Below are 15,642 nucleotides of genomic sequence, written 5' to 3'. Positions count from 1 at the left end.
CGATCCGTAGGGAAGGGATACGCGTGTTCTGAGACGACGAGACCCCGGCGGACCGGTTCGGCCCCACCGGGGTCTGCTCATGCGCGCGGCTCATGCGCGCGGCGCCCGCGCCGGGCGCTCGTGTCAGGCGCCCACGTCGCCCAGCATGTCGGTCACCAGCTCGGCGATCGGCGACCGCTCCGACCTGGTCAGCGTCACGTGCGCGAAGAGCGGGTGGCCCTTCAAACGTTCCACCACGGCCGCGACCCCGTCGTGCCGCCCCACCCGCAGGTTGTCGCGCTGCGCCACGTCATGGGTCAGCACGACCCGCGACCCGGCGCCGATCCGCGACAGGACGGTCAGCAGCACGCCGCGCTCCAGCGACTGCGCCTCGTCCACGATCACGAACGCGTCGTGCAGCGAGCGGCCGCGGATGTGGGTGAGCGGCAGGACCTCCAGCATCCCGCGGTCGAGGACCTCGTCGATGACCTCCGGCGTCGTCACCGCCGACAGCGTGTCGTAGACGGCCTGCGCCCACGGCGACATCTTCTCGTTCTCCGAGCCGGGCAGGTAGCCGAGGTCCTGGCCGCCGACCGCGTACAGCGGGCGGAACACCACGACCTTGCGGTGCCGGCGCCGCTCCATCACGGCCTCCAGGCCCGCGCACAGCGCGAGCGCCGACTTGCCGGTGCCGGCCCGCCCGCCGAGCGAGACGATGCCGACGTCCTCGTCCATCAGCAGGTCGAGCGCGATCCGCTGCTCCGCGGACCGGCCGCGCAGCCCGAACACCTCGCGGTCGCCGCGCACCAGCTTGACCGACTTGTCCGGCAGCGTCCGGCCGAGCGCGGAGCCGCGCTCCGACAGCAGCCGCAGCCCCGTGTGGCAGGGCAGGTCCCGGGCCTCCTCCAGGTCGGCGCCGCCCGAGTCGTACAGCTGCTCGACGGCCCCGGCGGGCACCTCCAGCTCGCGCATGCCGGTCCAGCCGGACTCCACGACCGCGAGCTCGGCCCGGTACTCCTCGGCGGCGAGCCCGACCGCGGACGCCTTCACCCGCATCGGCAGGTCCTTGGAGACGAGCACGACGTCGCGTCCCTCGCGGGCGAGCCACCCGGCCACCGACAGGATCCGGGTGTCGTTGTCGCCGAGCCGGAACCCGTCCGGCAGGACGCTCGGGTCGGAGTGGTTCAGCTCGACCCGGAGGGTGCCGCCCTGGTCGCCGAGCGGCCCCTCGACGGACACGGCCTCGTCCAGCCGCCCGTGCCGCAGCCGCAGGTCGTCCAGCGTGCGCAGTGCCTGCCGGGCGAAGTACCCGAGCTCGGGGTGGTGGCGCTTGGCCTCCAGCTCGGAGATCACGACGATGGGGAGTACGACCTCGTGCTCGGCGAACCGGGTCAGCGCCCCGGGGTCGGCGAGCAGGACGCTGGTGTCGAGGACGTACGTGCGCCGATCCGGGACTGTCGTTCCGGAGGGGATCCCGGACGTGCCGGGACGGCGCGCGGAGGATGTGGCCACTCGATCTCCCTGGGAATGGGGAACCTACGGGTGGCGCCGGGGTCCGCCCAGGGGGCGGTGGTCCGCGAAGGACGGTCAGGTACCGTAGCGCCGGTGCCGCGCGGCGTAGGAGCGCATGGCCCGGAGGAAGTCGACCTTGCGGAAGTCCGGCCAGTGGACCTCGCAGAAGTAGAACTCCGAGTGGGCGCTCTGCCAGAGCATGAAGCCGGAGAGCCGCTGCTCGCCCGAGGTGCGGATGACCAGGTCGGGGTCCGGCTGGCCGCGCGTGTAGAGATGCTCCGCGATGTGCTCCACTTCGAGGGACTCGGCGAGTTCCTCGATGCTGGTGCCCCGGCTCGCCTGCTCGATGAGCAGTGAGCGCACCGCATCAGCGATCTCACGCCTACCTCCATACCCAACGGCGACGTTCACAATCAGGCCGGGAGCGGCGGATGTGGCCTCGGCCGCGTCTTTCAGGACACGTGCCGTCTTGTCGGGCAGGAGGTCGAGGGCGCCGACGGGCTTGACGTGCCAGCCGTCGGCGGCGAGCTTGCGGACGGTGTTCTCGATGATCTCCAGCAGCGGGTCCAGCTGGTCGGCGGGGCGGTTCAGGTTGTCGGTCGACAGCAGCCACAGCGTGACGACCTCGACCCCGGCCTCGGCGCTCCACTGCAGCAGTTCGGAGATCTTCTGGGCGCCGCGCTGGTGCCCGGTGTTGACGTCGGCCAGCCCCATCGACCTGGCCCAGCGCCGGTTACCGTCCAGTATCACGCCGACGTGCCGGGGGGTGACGTCGGTGGGCAGGTCGGCCTCGACACGGCGCTCGTACAACCGGTAGACGGCGTCGCGGACGGCCGCGTACGGGCCGCTGCGGCGGAGCGCGGAGACGAGCCGCCCGCCCTCGGCGGGCCGGCGGCGCGCGCCCTCGCTCCGCCCGCCGCGCGACTCCGCGCGCCGCGGTGTTCCCGTACGCCGAACCCCCATCTGGGCTTCCCTCCGAGCGACCTGTCCCTGCCGGGAAGAACGCTCAATTATGGCCCGGCGGGGACAGTTCTCCCGCCGATATGGGAAAGCCGGGGTGCCGTAAGGCCCGTCCGGTAAGGGCCAGTGGCCGGTTCCGGCGCGGCTCCGGCGCGGCCGGCGGGGCCGCGCCGGACGGGCTCAGGCCTTCGGACCGGCGGCGCGGGCGCGCTCGACGTGCTGCAGCGCGGTGCGCAGCTCGGCGAGCCACGCGTCGGTGTTCTTGCCGACGAGCCGGACGCACCAGGCGAGCGCGTCACTGCGGCTGCGCGCGACGCCGGCGTCCACGAGCGTGTCCAGGACGCGCCGCTCGGGCTGTCGCAGCCGGGTCATGACCGGCACCGACAGGTGGGTGAACATCTCCCGCTCGCCGTCGCACTCGACGCCCCAGGAGACCTTGTAGCCGAAGCGCTGCTCGGCCTCGCGCGCGATGCCGATGCGCCGCTCGCGGGTCTCCTCGCGGAAGCGCTGGACGTGCCCGGCGATCACGCCGGCCCGTTCCGCGCCCGACACCTCGGCGGCCGCCGCCGGCAGCGGCAGCCGGCCGATGACACTGGCCTCCTCGCGGTCGAGGACGACCTCGGGCACGCCGTCGAACCAGCCGTCCGGAAGCCGCCCGGAGAACCAGCCGCGGAGCTCTTCCGCCGCTTCACTCGTACTCATGTAATCAAAATTACAGCGCATACCCGGACGGGCGCCAGCATTCAGCGCGATTGACATACGACCTCTTTTGAGAGTTACTTTCATTTCATAGTTGCACTCATTCGGAGGTCACTCTCATGTCCGTGGGGTACGCCCGGCGCTGGATCGGGCTGTCGGCCCTGGCGCTGAGCATGCTGGCGCTCGGCTTCGACCTGACGATCCTCAACGTGGCGCTGACGACGCTGTCGGAGGAGCTGAACGCGAGCACCAGCCAGTTGCAGTGGATCGTCGACTCCTACCTGCTCGTCTTCGCGGCCGTGCTGCTCCCGGCGGGGCTGCTCGGCGACCGGCTCGGCCGCAAGCGGCTGCTGCTGGCCGGACTCGCCGTGTTCGGCGCCGCCTCGCTCGCCGGCGCGTTCGCGGACGGCACCGGCGGCGTCATCGTCGCCCGCGCGTTCATGGGGCTCGGCGCGGCGGTCGTCCTGCCGCTGTCCATGTCGATGCTGCCGGCGATCTTCCCGCCGGAGGAGCGGACCCGGGCCGTCGCGATCTGGACGGGGGCGAACGCGGTCGGGCTGCCGCTCGGCCCGCTGCTCGGCGGCTGGCTGCTGGAGCACTACTGGTGGGGGTCGATCTTCCTGATCAACGTCCCGGTGGTGGTGGCCGGCGGCCTCGCGGTGGCCTTCCTGCTGCCCGAGACCCGGGACCCAGCGGCGCCGCGCGTCGACCTCCCCGGCACGCTGCTGTCGATGGGCGGGCTCGTGGCGCTCGTGTACGGCGTCATCGAGGCCCCCGTCCGCGGCTGGGGCGACCCGGTGTCCGTCGCCGCGTTCGTCCTCGCCGCCCTGCTGCTCACCGGCTTCGTGGCCTGGGAGCGGCGGGCCGCCGAGCCGATGCTGAACCTGCGGCTGTTCGGCGACCGCGCGTTCGTGTGGGCGATGATCGCCGCGGTCACCGCGAACCTGCTGCTCGGCGGGCTCCTGTTCGTCCTGCCGCAGTACCTGGAGGCCGTCCAGGGCAACGACGTCTTCGAGACCGGCCTGAAGATCATCCCCATGCTGGCCGGGCTGCTCGGGGGCGCGATCGCCACCGACCGGGCGGCGCCCCGCACCGGCCACAAGCCGGTCATGGTCGTGGGCCTGCTGGTGCTGGCCGCCGGGCTCGGCTGGGCCGCGTTCACCGAGGCGGGCGACGGCTACGGCACCGCCGTCCCGTGGCTCGTCGTCATCGGGCTCGGCTCCGGCCTCACCCTCATCCCGGCGATGGACGCGGTGCTCGCCGCCCTCCCCGCCGAGGAGGCCGGACGCGGCTCCGGGCTCGTCCAGACGCTCCGCCAGACCGGTGGGACGCTCGGCGTCGCGGGCCTCGGCAGCCTCCTCGCCGCCGTCTACCGCGACCACGTCGGCACCGGCCACCTGCCCGCCGAAGCCGCCGCCGCGGCCGGCGACTCCATCGGCGGCGCCGTCCGCGTCGCCGGCCGGCTGGACGACGCGGCGCTGCTCGCCTCCGCGCGCGACGCCTACGTCCAGGGCATGGACGCGGTGTTCGCCGCGTGCGGCGCCGGCGCCCTCGCCGTGGCCGTCCTGCTGTGGCTCTTCATGCCGCGCCGGGCGCCGCGGGATGCGGCCCCCGCCGCCGATGCCCGACAATCGGACCATGAGCACGTCGTCCCCTGAGCACGCGATCGACCGCATGGAGGACCGGCTGGCCCGGCTGCCGCTGCGGGAGCGCAAGAAGCTGCGGACCCGGAGGGCGATCCAGGACCATGCCCTCCGGCTGTTCGCCGCGCAGGGCTACGACGAGACGACGGTCGAGCAGATCGCGGCGGCGGCGGAGATCTCGCCGAGCACGTTCTTCCGCTACTTCCCCACCAAGGAAGACGTCGTGATCACCGACGAGTACGACCCGATCATGGCGGAGGCCATCCGCGAACAGCCCGCCGAGCTGCCGCCGATCGACGCGCTGCGCGCCATGCTGCGGGAGATCCTGCCCCAGCTGTTCGAGACCGACCTGGACGCCCTCAAGACCCGCCTCCGCATCACCGCAGAGGTCCCCGCCCTGCGCGGTCGCACCTTCGAGGGGATGCGGGCCACGTTCACGGTCCTGAGCGAGGCCTTCGCCGAACGGACGGGCCGCGCCCCCGACGACCCGGACGTAGAGGCATTCAGCTGGGCCGTCCTAGGCGTCCTCCAGGCAGCCCTGTACCGCCTGCTCGACGGCAAGACCACCTACGAAGACCTCCCGGCCCAGATAGACCACAACCTGAGATTTCTCGCCCAAGGCTGTCCGCTTTAGCCCAGGGGGGCGACCCCCTGGAACCCCCGTCACGGTCGAGAGGCCGTTTCCCGAGCCGCTGGCGCGTCTCGTGAAACGGCCTCTCGACCGTCGGGTCGTGCGGCCTCCGGGCGCTGGGCGCCCTCCGGCCGCACGACCCGTGATGCCGGTGGCTGAGGTTCGGACAGCGACTTGGGTGGCGGTGGTCGGGTTTAACCACCTATGGCGCCGGCTACCTTGGCTGCGGTTTGGGGGTTGACCCTTACTGCGCCTCGCATGTTGCGGGTGTAGACGTTCTGGACCTGGACTACCGTGCCGCGGCGGGGGGCGGCGATCATCTTGCCGTTGCCCAGGTAGAGGGCGATGTGCGAGATGTAGCCGGGGGCGGTCGGGTCGTTGGCCCAGATGAGCATGTCGCCCGGCTCGGCCTTGCTGTAGGGGATCACCCAGCCGGCGCGGGCCTGGTCGGCGGCGACGCGCGGGAGGCGGATGCCCGCCTTGGCGAAGGCGTACTGCATCAGGCCGGAGCAGTCGTAGCCGCCCTCGGCCTCGGACTCGCCGCCCCACACGTACGGCCAGCCGAGCCGGGTGTAGGCCGCCTTGATCACCGTCTGGACCTGCTGGGCGGTCATGACGCGGCCGTTGGCGGTGGGGACGTCGCCGGCCTTCGGGAAGTCGATCTCCGGGTTGACGGCGACGGCCTTGGCCTGCTTCGGCAGGTGCTTGCGCAGCTTCTTGATGAACGTCTTGGGCGCGCTCTTCGGGACGCTGATCAGCATCGCGTTGCCGCTCGGCATGCCGAGGGCCTGCGCGGTGGTGTGCGAGATGACCGCGTCGACGTCGCTGATGCCCATCGTGGCGTAGGCGCCGACGCGCAGCTGGGACTGGCTGCGGGTGCCGCCGACGGGGACCTGGCTGCCGAGCTTGACGCCGCCGTCGCTGCCCATCGTGAAGGAGATCGCGACGTCGCCGGACGCGAGGTTGCGCCAGAGGGCGTCCGACTTCGCGGTCGGCTTCGGCGTGTAGTTGCGGAACGTGGACGGGTTCACGCCCATCAGCCCGATCCGCTTGCCCGCGACCATGCCCTGCACGGCGTCCACGACCTCGACGCCCTGCACGCCCTTGGCGCCGCGGACCTCGCGGACGAAGTCGGCCGGGAGCGTCGACGGCGCCGCCACGAGCACGTGCGGGGTGAGCCGCTTGCCGAGCGGCGCGACCGCCGTGGGCGACAGGGTGGTGCTCCCGGACGCGGCCACGTAGCGGGCGCGCTTCTCCTCGGTCTGCCGGGCCTGCGCCGGGGGGCCGTCGTCGTGCGCGACGAGGACGGCCACGTTCGCGGCGAGGGTCGTCAGCACCGAAACGCCGATGATCGTCGGTAGGACCCGGCGGTTCGGCTTGCGCACTGCCACACTCCCTCGAAGGTCGCCCTGCCGGCTCCGCCGGCCCCGGGACACGACTATGGCTGAGCCTGTCGGCCACCGTCCAGATACCCGGCCCGCCGCCTCGGCACCCTCGCCCGTCCTGCCGCATCGGGTCAGTTCCGTCCCGGCTACTCAGTGGTAACACCAAGCGGGCACGAGATCAAGGTCACAGTGCCACAAAGTGGACCATCAGTCCAATTGCCTACGGAGTTCGCGAGTCAGGTCCGCGCGCGTCGTCACCGGCAGCCGGCACACGAAACCGCGGCACACGTACGCCGACGGCACGCCGTCCACCAGGCCGCGCCCCTCCAGGAGGGGGACGCCCTCGGCGTCCGGCGGGCCGACGCTGACCACCGCGCCGGGCGCGACCGCCAGCAGGGCCGTGCGGTGCAGTTCCCGCGTGCGCTCGTCGGCCGGGTCGCCGACCACCGCGATCTCCACCGGGCCGGTCGCCCGCGCCTCGGCCACGGCCAGCCCCCAGCCCGCGAACCGGGCGTGCTCGGCGGCGAGCGTCGTGGCGGGGGCCAGCGCGGCCTCGGCGGCCTGCCGGTGCCAGTCCGAGGCGGTGAGCGCGGCGAAGGACAGCAGTGCGCCCGCCGCCGCGAACTGGCCGGACGGCGTCGCGTTGTCGGTCGGGTCCTGCGGGCGGCGGAACAGCCGCTCCGCGTCGTCGGCCGTGTCGTAGAAGCCGCCGGAGCCGTCCGCGAACCGTTCGAGGACGGTGTTCAGCAGCTCGCCCGCCATCCGCACGTGGTGCGGGTCGCCGGTGACGCCGTGCAGGGCGATCAGGCCCTCCGCCATGTCGGCGTAGTCCTCCAGGACGCCGGAGTTGGCGCCCGCGGCCCCGTCCTTGGACGTCCGTGTCAGGCGCCCGTCGCGCTCGTGGACGTCCAGGAGGAGCCGCGCCACCTCTTCGGCGGCCCGGACGAGGTCGGGACGGTCGAACAGCGCGCCGCACTCGGCGAGGGCGGCGATGGCGAGCCCGTTCCATGCGGCCACGACCTTGTCGTCCCGTGCGGGAGGGATCCTGTGCGCGCGCGCCGCCAGCAGGGTCGTTCGGACGCGCTCGTAACGGTCGGCGTCCTCCGGGTCGTTCAGCAGTTGCAGCACTGAGGTGCCGTGCTCGAATGTTCCCGTGACGTTGAAGAGTTGTTCGGCGAAGGCACCGTCCTCTTCGCCGAGCACCTCGTGGAGCTGCGCCGGCGTCCAGACGTAGTACTTGCCCTCGACGCCCTCGCTGTCGGCGTCCAGGGCGGAGGCGAGACCGCCCTCGGGGGTCCGCAGGTCGCGGAGCATCCAGTCGCAGGTCTCCAGCGCGATCCGCCGCGCGAACGGCGTCCCGGTGAGGCGCCACCAGTGCGCGTAGACGCGTGCCAGGAGCGCGTTGTCGTAGAGCATCTTCTCGAAGTGCGGGACGACCCAGCCGTCGTCCACCGAGTACCGCGCGAACCCGCCGCCGAGCTGGTCGTACATGCCGCCCCTGGCCATCGCCTCCAGGGTGTGCGACGCCATCTCGAGCGCCCGCTCGCCGCCGGTGCGGGCGTGGTGGCGCAGCAGGAACTCCAGGGCCATCGACGGCGGGAACTTGGGCGCGCCGCCGAACCCGCCGCGCTCGGGGTCGTAGGCGGTGTCGAGCGACGCCACCGCCTGGGCGAGCGCCTCCTCGCCGGGCGTCTCGTCCCCGGCCAGGCCCGAGCCGCGCGAGGTGAGCGCCGCGACGACCTGCTGCCCCTGCCCGGCCACCTCGTCGCGCTGCTCCGTCCACGCCTTGTGGACGGCCTGCAGCAGCGCCCGGAACTGCGCGCGCGGGAAGTAGGTCCCGCAGTAGAACGGATGCCCCTCGGGGGTCATGAACACCGTCATCGGCCAGCCGCCCTGGCCCGTCATGGCCTGGGTCGCCTCCATGTAGACGGCGTCGATGTCCGGCCGCTCCTCCCGGTCCACCTTGATGTTCACGAACAGCTCGTTCATGACCCGGGCGACCTCGTCGTCCTCGAAGGACTGATGAGCCATGACGTGGCACCAGTGGCACGCGGCGTACCCGACGGACAGCAGGACGGGGACGTCGCGGCGCCGCGCCTCGGCGAACGCCTCGTCGGTCCACTCCCACCAGTCCACCGGGTTGCCGGCGTGCTGGAGCAGGTACGGGCTTGTCGCGTCCTTGAGCCGGTTCATGCCCCCGATCCTGCCCGATCCGGCCTGCGCCTCACCCCCGCCCTACGCCTGAAGGTCGGCGAGGGCGGACTCGATGGCGCGGTGGAAGGTGGGGTAGGCGTACATCATGTCGCGCAGGACGGCCGTGGGCGTCTCGGTGTGCACGGCGACGGCGAGGAAGCCGAGGACCTCGCCGCCCGCCGGGCCCGCCGCGGTGGCGCCGACCAGGGTGCCCCACTCGGGGTTCTCGACGAGCTTGATGAAGCCGTCGTTGCCGGCCTTCTGGATCCACCCGCGCGCCGAGTCGGGAATCCGCGTCATGCCGGTGCGGACGGGGAGGTTCTGGTCGCGGGCCTGGGCCTCGGTGAGGCCGACCGAGCCGATCTCGGGGTCGGTGAAGGTGACGCGGGGCACGGCGCGGTAGGCGGCGGGCGAGCCCTCCTGGCCGAGGATGTCGCGGACGGCGATCGCCCCCTGGTACATGGAGACGTGCGTGAACGCGCCCATGCCGGTGATGTCGCCGATCGCCCACACGCCGTCGGCGGCGCGCATGTGGCCGTCCACGGAGATCTGGCGGGCGTCCTCGTCCAGGCCGACGTGCTCCAGGCCGAGACCCTTCAGATTGGGGCGGCGGCCGGTCGCGACGAGGAGGCGGTCGGCGGTGAGGGCCTCGTCGCCGAGGCGCATCGTGAACTCGCCGCCGTCGTGGCCGACGGCCGTGACGTTCACACCGGTGCGGACGCCGATGCCCTCGCGCTCGAAGACGTCCCGGATCAGCGCGCTCGACTCCGGTTCCTCGTTGAGCAGGAGGCGGTCGGCCGCCTCCACGACCGTGACGCGGGTGCCGAACCGGGAGAAGACCTGCGCCATCTCCACGCCGACGACACCGCCGCCGAGGACGATCAGCGACGCGGGGACCTCGGTGGCCTGGACGGCCTCCCGGTTCGTCCAGAACGGCGTGTCCGCCAGTCCGTCGATCGGCGGGGCGGCCGGGGCCGTGCCGGTGTTGAGGAGGATGCCCCGGCGGGCGCGGAACACCCGGCCGTTCACCGTGACCTCGTGCGGCGCGGTGATGCGGCCCTCCCCGCGCACCAGTTGCACGCCCTTGCCGGTGAGGCGGTCGGCGGCGACCTTGTCGTCCCAGGAGTCGGTCGCCTCGTCGCGGATGCGGGCGGCGACCGGCCCCCAGTTCGGGCGGACGCTCGCCTCCCCCGCCATCCCGGGGACGCGGCGGGCCTCTTCGAGCAGCCCGGCGGCGCGCACCATCATCTTGGTCGGGACGCACGCGTAGTACGGGCATTCGCCCCCGACCAGCCGGGACTCCGCGGCGGCGACGGACAGGCCCGCCTCCGCCAGCCGCCCGGCCGCGTCCTCTCCCCCGGGGCCCAGCCCGATCACCACGACGTCGACTTCGTCAGCCATGCCGTGGTTACTGCCCCTCATCCCACCCGGTTAGGCGGCGGGGCGGCAGCGGAATCCGGTCCAGGTCGTGGACGAGGGTGATCTCGCCGCCGAAGCGGGCGGACGCCTCGCCGGTGAAGCGGTGCTCGTCCTCGGCGCGGTACCGCTCGGAGAAGTGGGTGAGGACGAGGTGCCGGACGCCCGCCTCCGCCGCGACCTCCCCCGCCTGCGCCGAGGTCAGGTGGCCGTACTCGGCCGCCAGCGCGGCGTCCTCGCGCAGGAACGTCGATTCGATGACGAGCATGTCGACGCCGTCCGCCAGTTCCCGGACGCCGTCGCAGAGCCGGGTGTCCATGACGAACGCGACCTTCTGCCCGGGGCGGGGCACGCTGCATTCGTCGAGCGTCACCGTGCGGCCGTCCGGCGCGGTGACGCGGCCGTCCTCCTGCAGCCGCCGGATCAGCGGCCCCCGGACGCCCCGCGCGGCCAGTTCGGCGGGCAGCATGGTGCGGCCGTCCGGCTCCTCCAGCCGGTACCCGTACGCCTCGACCGGGTGCGACAGCCGCCGCGCGGTCAGCGTGAACGGGGCGCCGCCGGTGTCGAGCCGCATCCGCTCGCCGGAGACGGGCCGCTCGCGGATCACCTCGGTGTCCCGGAAGACGGCGGCGTGCCGCAGCCGCTCCCAGTACGCCGCGCCGCTCGCCGGGAACGCCGCGTCCACCGGGTGCTCGACGCCGTCGCGGGCGATGCGCTGGACGACGCCGGGCACGCCGAGGCAGTGGTCGCCGTGGAAGTGCGTCACGCAGATCCAGGTCACGTCGTTCGCGGCGACGCCGGCGCGCGACATCTGCCGCTGCGTCCCCTCGCCGGGGTCGAACAGCACGCCGTGGCCGTCCCAGCGCAGCAGGTACCCGTTGTGGTTGCGGTTCTTGGTGGGCACCGCGCTGGCGGACCCGAGGACGATCAGCTCGCGCACGGACATGCCCCCATGGTGCCGGGTGCGGGAGCCGTGCAAGCGCTTGGTTATTCTGTGCGCGATACACGCGACCCAGGGAGGGCCCGTTGGCCGGCAAGCGCGACAAGATCAAGATGACGCCGGAGGAGGTGGCCACCTACCTCGCGGACAACTTCAAGGTCCAGGTCGCCACCGTGGGCAAGGACGGCGAGCCGCACCTCGTCACCATGTTCTACACGCTGTTCGAGGGCAAGATCGCGTTCACCACCTACAAGGCGTCGCAGAAGGTGCTGAACCTGCGCCGCGACCCCACCATGACGTGCCTGGTCGAGGACGGCGTCGAGTACAACGAGCTGCGCGGCGTCGCGCTCTACGGCCGCGGCCTCGTCATCGAGGACCCCGGGCCGCGCAGCAAGGTCGGCATGGTCGTCGGCTCGCGGATGGCGGGGCTGCCCGTCCCGCAGATCGGCGAGCCCGTCGACCCGGTGATCGCCGAGGGCATCGAGCAGGCGCTGGCCAAGCGCGTCCTGATCGTCATGGAGCCCGACCGCGTCGTCAGCTGGGACCACCGCAAGGTGTAGCCGCCGGGACGCCGCTAGGACGCGCCGTCCTCCAGGGCCAGCACGGCGGCGCGGCCCAGCGCGGCGCCCTCGGCCGCGTGGTCGCCGCGCTCGCGGGCGGCGTCGGCGATGTGCACGAAGATGCCGGCCTGCTCGCCGACCTCGCCCCGCCGCCGCATGATGTCCAGGGCCTGGCCGAAGAAGTTGATCGCCGCGACGGGCCGGTGCGCGCGCAGGTAGGCGTCGCCGAGCGCGGCCAGCACGCGCGCGCGTGCGGCCTCGTCCTCGGCCTCGGTCAGGCGCTCCCCCAGCACCTCGGCGGCCTCCGACCAGCGTTCGCGGTCGAGCAGGGCCGCCCCGAGGTCGCCGGGCTCCGCCGCGCCGGGCGGCTGGGCGAGGCAGTGGTCGAGCAGGCGGCGCAGCGCGGCGTTGCGGCCGTCCTCGGTCTCCTCGTGCTCGGCCCGCTCCCGCGCGAAGCCGAGGACCGGCCCGGGGAGCCGGAACCGGTCACCGGACGCGGCGACGAGCCCGTGCGCGGCCAGTGTCTCCAGCAGCCCGCGCGCCTGGCTCTCCGGCATGTCGGCGAGGGCGGCGGCCGCCGCCGGCCCGATGTCGTCGCCGGGCGGCAGGCTCAGCAGCCTGAGCAGCCGGGCCGCCGCCGGAGCGAGCTCGCGGTAGGCGTCCTCGAAGTTCGCGCGCACGACGAGGGTCCTCCCCGGCCGCGACCGGATCGAACCGGGGAGGCGGCGCGGCGCCCGCCGGCTCGGCCGGCGCCGCGCTCAGGCGTCGTCGTCGGCGGCCGACTTCGCGGCCGGCGCGCTCCCGGCCGCCTGGGCGCGTTCCCACGCCTGCTGCTTCAGATCCGCCTCGCTGGGCGCCTGGATCTTCTTCATCTGCCGGCCCATCGACCGGATCAGGAAGACCGTCGCGGCCACCAGGGCGAGGAACACCACGAAGCCGAGGACGCCGGGACTGACCGTGTCATCGTTCAGCGGCATGGCGTAGAGGGGAGGCATTACAGACACACCTTCTCCCGGATGCCGGCGAACAGGTCGTCCTCCGGCACCTCGGTGTCGACGAGGGACCTGGCCAAATGGTAGTCCTCGGTCGGCCATGCCTCGCGCTGGACGTCCATCGGGACGACGAACCAGAACCCGTTGGGGTCGATCTGGGTGGCGTGGGCGAGCAGCGCGCGGTCGCGGGTCTCGAAGTGGTCGGCGCACTCGACGCGCGTGGTGACCTCCCACGTGGCGCGGGTGTCGTCGCCGTCCTCGAAGCGCTTCATCCAGTCGCCGTAGGGCGACTCGAGACCGGCCTTCTCCATCGCCGTGTGCAGGGCGAGGATGCGCTCCTTGCTGAAGGTCATGTGGTAGTAGAGCTTGAGCGGCTGCCAGGGCTCGCCCGCACCGGGGTAGCGCTCCGGGTCGCCGGCGGCCTCGAACGCTTCCACCGACACCTCGTGGCACTTCACGTGGTCGGGGTGGGGGTAGCCGCCCTTCTCGTCGTAGGTGAGGACCACGTGCGGGCGGAAGTCGCGGACGGCGCGCACCAGCGGCTCGGCGGCGGTCTCCAGCGGCTCCAGCGCGAAGCAGCCCGCGGGCAGCGGCGGCAGCGGGTCGCCCTCCGGGAAGCCGGAGTCGACGAAGCCGAGCCAGCGCTGCTCGACGCCGAGGATCTCGCGGGCCCGCGCCATCTCCGCCTCGCGGACCTTGCCGATGTCGGCCTTGACCTCCGGGCGGTCCATCGCCGGGTTCAGGATGTCGCCGCGCTCGCCGCCCGTGCAGGTGACGACCAGCACCTCGACGCCCTCGGCGACGTAGCGCGCCATCGTGGCCGCGCCCTTGCTGGACTCGTCGTCGGGGTGGGCGTGCACCGCCATGAGGCGCAGCGGCTCGTCGCCGCCGCAGGGCCGGTCGAGCGTCGTACCGTCGATGACCTCGGACACGTGGGGATCTCCCTCTCCGGACTCACTTGGCGGCCCCCCGGTTCGAGGCATGCGCCAGCACAGACGAGAATTGTCCCTGACAACGTCCGCACACCGCACGGAGATTCCCCGCCATGACGACGAGCGTGTCGAAACCCGCGGCCCCGGCCGAGCCCCGGCGCGGCCGGGCCGGGATGGTGATCGCCGGGCTGCTGGCGGCGCTGATGGCGGTGGGCATCGGGGTTCTGGCGATGCACTCGGGGCAGACTCCGGGGATCGTCCCGCAGACCGTCTCCTACGACATCACCGACACCTCGGTGAAGATCAACTACACGGTGGCCAAGGGGAAGGGCGACGCGGTCCGCTGCACGGTCGACGCCTACGACACCGACTTCGCGATCCTGGCGGAGACGAAGGTCTCCGTCCCGGCCGGGAAGTCCGGCATCTCGGGGACGCGGACGCTGACGACGCCGCGGCGGGCCACCGGTGCCCGGATCCACGACTGCGTCAAGGAATGACCCGGCCGGAGCGGGCGGACGACCGGCCGGAGGCCCGGCGCGCCGGGTGAGCGGCGAACCGCGATTGGCGGATTGCGGACGCCGAGTTCAGGGAACCTTTACCCGCACACACCGGATAGGCTAGAGGTTTCACCCGGCCGCACTTCATGTCGATGTGACACCCACCCGCGTGGGCGGGTGAGGATCGCAACATGTGGATGAGGAGTACCCGTGACCGAGACCCGCGCTGACAACGTCACCTGGCTCACCCAGGAGGCGTACGACCGGCTCAAGAACGAGCTGGACCAACTGTCGGGCCCGGGCCGCATCGAGATCGCTCAGAAGATCGAGGCGGCGCGGGAGGAGGGGGATCTGCGCGAGAACGGCGGCTACCACGCGGCCAAGGAGGAGCAGGGCAAGATCGAGGGCCGCATCCTCCAGCTCCAGAGCATCCTGGAGAACGCGCGCGTCGGCGAGGCCCCGCGCACGGAGGGCGTCGTCGGCCCCGGCATGACCGTCACGGTCTCCTTCGAGGGGGACGACGAGGAGGTCACCTTCCTGCTCGCCTCCCGCGAGGAGGTCGGCGCCCCCATCGACGTCTACTCGCCCAAGTCGCCGCTCGGCGCCGCCATCGACGGCAAGAAGGTCGGCGAGAAGGCTAGCTACAACCTGCCGAACGGGCGCTCCATGAGCGTCGAGATCCTCGACGCGACGCCGTACGGCGGCGCCTAGCCCCCGGCCGGGACCAGTGCCGAGGTGAGAGCCGCCGGACGGAGCGATCCGTCCGGCGGTTTTTCGTTGCGCGGGGGCTAGTCCCGCTGCGCGGCGGCGGCCTTGACCAGCGGGAGGGTCCGGTACGGGAGCTGGGTGGCCAGGGAGATGACCGAGGAGGCGCGCTCCACGCCCGCCACGTCCACGATCACGTCGATGACGCGCTGCAGGTCGGTGTTGCTGCGGGCGACGATGCGGCACAGCATGTCGCCGGGGCCGGTGATGGTGTGCGCCTCGATCACCTCGGGGACCTGCGCGAGCCGGGCGGCCACCGGGTCGTGCCCGCCGGCCTGGCGCAGCTGCAGGGTGACGAACGCGGTCACGCCGTAGCCGAGCGCCGCCGGGTCGATCTCCGGCCCGAACCCGGCCACGACGCCGTCCCGGGCCAGCCGGTCCAGCCGCGCCTGGACGGTGCCGCGCGCGACGCCGAGCCGGCGGGACGCCTCCAGGACGCCGACGCGCGGTTCGGCGGTGAACATCTCGATCAGGCGGGCGTCCAGCTCGTCGATCGCCACCGCGCCTCCCGTCGTCCGTGACCGTGGTCACCCTGCAC

At 72.8% G+C, this 15,642-nt stretch carries 16 protein-coding genes; 5 read left to right on the top strand and 11 right to left on the bottom strand.

Features of this window, described 5'->3' with window-relative positions:
* Nucleotides 1-123 precede the first annotated feature (123 nt).
* The 3 genes from HUT06_RS08890 to HUT06_RS08880 form a co-directional block, all read right to left on the bottom strand.
* Nucleotides 124-1,452, bottom strand: coding sequence for a PhoH family protein (locus HUT06_RS08890; RefSeq protein ID WP_217711723.1), 1,329 nt, complete (start codon nucleotides 1,450-1,452; stop codon nucleotides 124-126).
* A gap of 114 nt (nucleotides 1,453-1,566) precedes the next feature.
* Complete coding sequence (locus HUT06_RS08885; protein ID WP_176195272.1) at nucleotides 1,567-2,454, bottom strand: isoprenyl transferase; 888 nt, start codon at nucleotides 2,452-2,454, stop codon at nucleotides 1,567-1,569.
* Between the two features lie 177 nt (nucleotides 2,455-2,631).
* Nucleotides 2,632-3,153: a hypothetical protein gene (locus HUT06_RS08880; protein ID WP_176195271.1), complete on the bottom strand. Its 522-nt coding sequence runs from the start codon at nucleotides 3,151-3,153 to the stop codon at nucleotides 2,632-2,634.
* A gap of 116 nt (nucleotides 3,154-3,269) precedes the next feature.
* Here HUT06_RS08880 and HUT06_RS08875 point away from each other — a divergent pair, with 116 nt between their 5' ends.
* Together HUT06_RS08875 and HUT06_RS08870 are read left to right on the top strand one after the other, a co-directional pair.
* Nucleotides 3,270-4,808 (top strand): MFS transporter, encoded by a 1,539-nt coding sequence (locus tag HUT06_RS08875; RefSeq protein ID WP_254715059.1) that lies wholly within the window; start codon nucleotides 3,270-3,272, stop codon nucleotides 4,806-4,808.
* Nucleotides 4,789-5,427: a TetR family transcriptional regulator gene (locus tag HUT06_RS08870; RefSeq protein WP_217711258.1), complete on the top strand. Its 639-nt coding sequence runs from the start codon at nucleotides 4,789-4,791 to the stop codon at nucleotides 5,425-5,427. The genes HUT06_RS08875 and HUT06_RS08870 overlap by 20 nt, the downstream gene beginning before the upstream one ends.
* Before the next feature lie 191 nt (nucleotides 5,428-5,618).
* Here the strand turns inward: HUT06_RS08870 and HUT06_RS08865 are convergent, their stop codons facing one another.
* The 4 genes from HUT06_RS08865 to HUT06_RS08850 all read right to left on the bottom strand — a co-directional run bounded on the left by HUT06_RS08865 (nucleotide 5,619) and on the right by HUT06_RS08850 (nucleotide 11,364).
* Entirely contained in the window at nucleotides 5,619-6,809 is a 1,191-nt protein-coding gene (locus HUT06_RS08865) for a C40 family peptidase (protein ID WP_176195270.1), read from the bottom strand.
* Nucleotides 6,810-7,016: 207 nt separating this feature from the next.
* A complete protein-coding gene (locus HUT06_RS08860) occupies nucleotides 7,017-9,002 on the bottom strand; it encodes a thioredoxin domain-containing protein (protein WP_176195269.1) in 1,986 nt (661 codons plus the stop codon).
* Nucleotides 9,003-9,044: 42 nt separating this feature from the next.
* Nucleotides 9,045-10,403, bottom strand: a complete 1,359-nt coding sequence (locus HUT06_RS45165) for an NAD(P)/FAD-dependent oxidoreductase (RefSeq protein WP_176195268.1) — start codon at nucleotides 10,401-10,403, stop codon at nucleotides 9,045-9,047.
* A 7-nt stretch (nucleotides 10,404-10,410) separates the two neighbouring features.
* Nucleotides 10,411-11,364 carry a ribonuclease Z gene (locus HUT06_RS08850; RefSeq protein WP_176195267.1) on the bottom strand — a complete coding sequence of 318 codons (954 nt, stop codon included), beginning with the start codon at nucleotides 11,362-11,364 and terminating at the stop codon, nucleotides 10,411-10,413.
* Nucleotides 11,365-11,444: 80 nt separating this feature from the next.
* Here HUT06_RS08850 and HUT06_RS08845 point away from each other — a divergent pair, with 80 nt between their 5' ends.
* Nucleotides 11,445-11,918, top strand: a complete 474-nt coding sequence (locus HUT06_RS08845; protein ID WP_254715058.1) for a pyridoxamine 5'-phosphate oxidase family protein — start codon at nucleotides 11,445-11,447, stop codon at nucleotides 11,916-11,918.
* 14 nt (nucleotides 11,919-11,932) lie between these two features.
* Here HUT06_RS08845 and HUT06_RS08840 read toward each other — a convergent pair whose 3' ends face one another.
* The 3 genes from HUT06_RS08840 to mca all read right to left on the bottom strand — a co-directional run bounded on the left by HUT06_RS08840 (nucleotide 11,933) and on the right by mca (nucleotide 13,776).
* Nucleotides 11,933-12,598, bottom strand: a complete 666-nt coding sequence (locus HUT06_RS08840; RefSeq protein ID WP_176195266.1) for a helix-turn-helix domain-containing protein — start codon at nucleotides 12,596-12,598, stop codon at nucleotides 11,933-11,935.
* Between the two features lie 78 nt (nucleotides 12,599-12,676).
* The gene (locus tag HUT06_RS08835) at nucleotides 12,677-12,895 is read right to left on the bottom strand and encodes a hypothetical protein (RefSeq protein WP_254715057.1); all 219 of its coding nucleotides are present in this window, start codon (nucleotides 12,893-12,895) and stop codon (nucleotides 12,677-12,679) included.
* Between the two features lie 17 nt (nucleotides 12,896-12,912).
* Complete coding sequence (gene mca, locus HUT06_RS08830) at nucleotides 12,913-13,776, bottom strand: mycothiol conjugate amidase Mca (protein ID WP_176201237.1); 864 nt, start codon at nucleotides 13,774-13,776, stop codon at nucleotides 12,913-12,915.
* Nucleotides 13,777-13,955: 179 nt separating this feature from the next.
* Here mca and HUT06_RS08825 point away from each other — a divergent pair, with 179 nt between their 5' ends.
* Together HUT06_RS08825 and greA are read left to right on the top strand one after the other, a co-directional pair.
* A complete protein-coding gene (locus tag HUT06_RS08825; RefSeq protein WP_176195264.1) occupies nucleotides 13,956-14,339 on the top strand; it encodes a DUF4307 domain-containing protein in 384 nt (127 codons plus the stop codon).
* Nucleotides 14,340-14,549: 210 nt separating this feature from the next.
* Entirely contained in the window at nucleotides 14,550-15,050 is a 501-nt protein-coding gene (gene greA / locus HUT06_RS08820) for a transcription elongation factor GreA (protein WP_176195263.1), read from the top strand.
* A 77-nt stretch (nucleotides 15,051-15,127) separates the two neighbouring features.
* Here greA and HUT06_RS08815 read toward each other — a convergent pair whose 3' ends face one another.
* Entirely contained in the window at nucleotides 15,128-15,604 is a 477-nt protein-coding gene (locus HUT06_RS08815) for an Lrp/AsnC family transcriptional regulator (protein ID WP_176195262.1), read from the bottom strand.
* Nucleotides 15,605-15,642: the final 38 nt, after the last annotated feature.

The sequence above is a fragment of the Actinomadura sp. NAK00032 genome (genome assembly GCF_013364275.1).
Taxonomy (GTDB): Bacteria; Actinomycetota; Actinomycetes; order Streptosporangiales; family Streptosporangiaceae; genus Spirillospora.
Note: the sequence above shows the minus strand (reverse complement) of the source record. Positions and strands in the feature narration are given on the sequence as shown.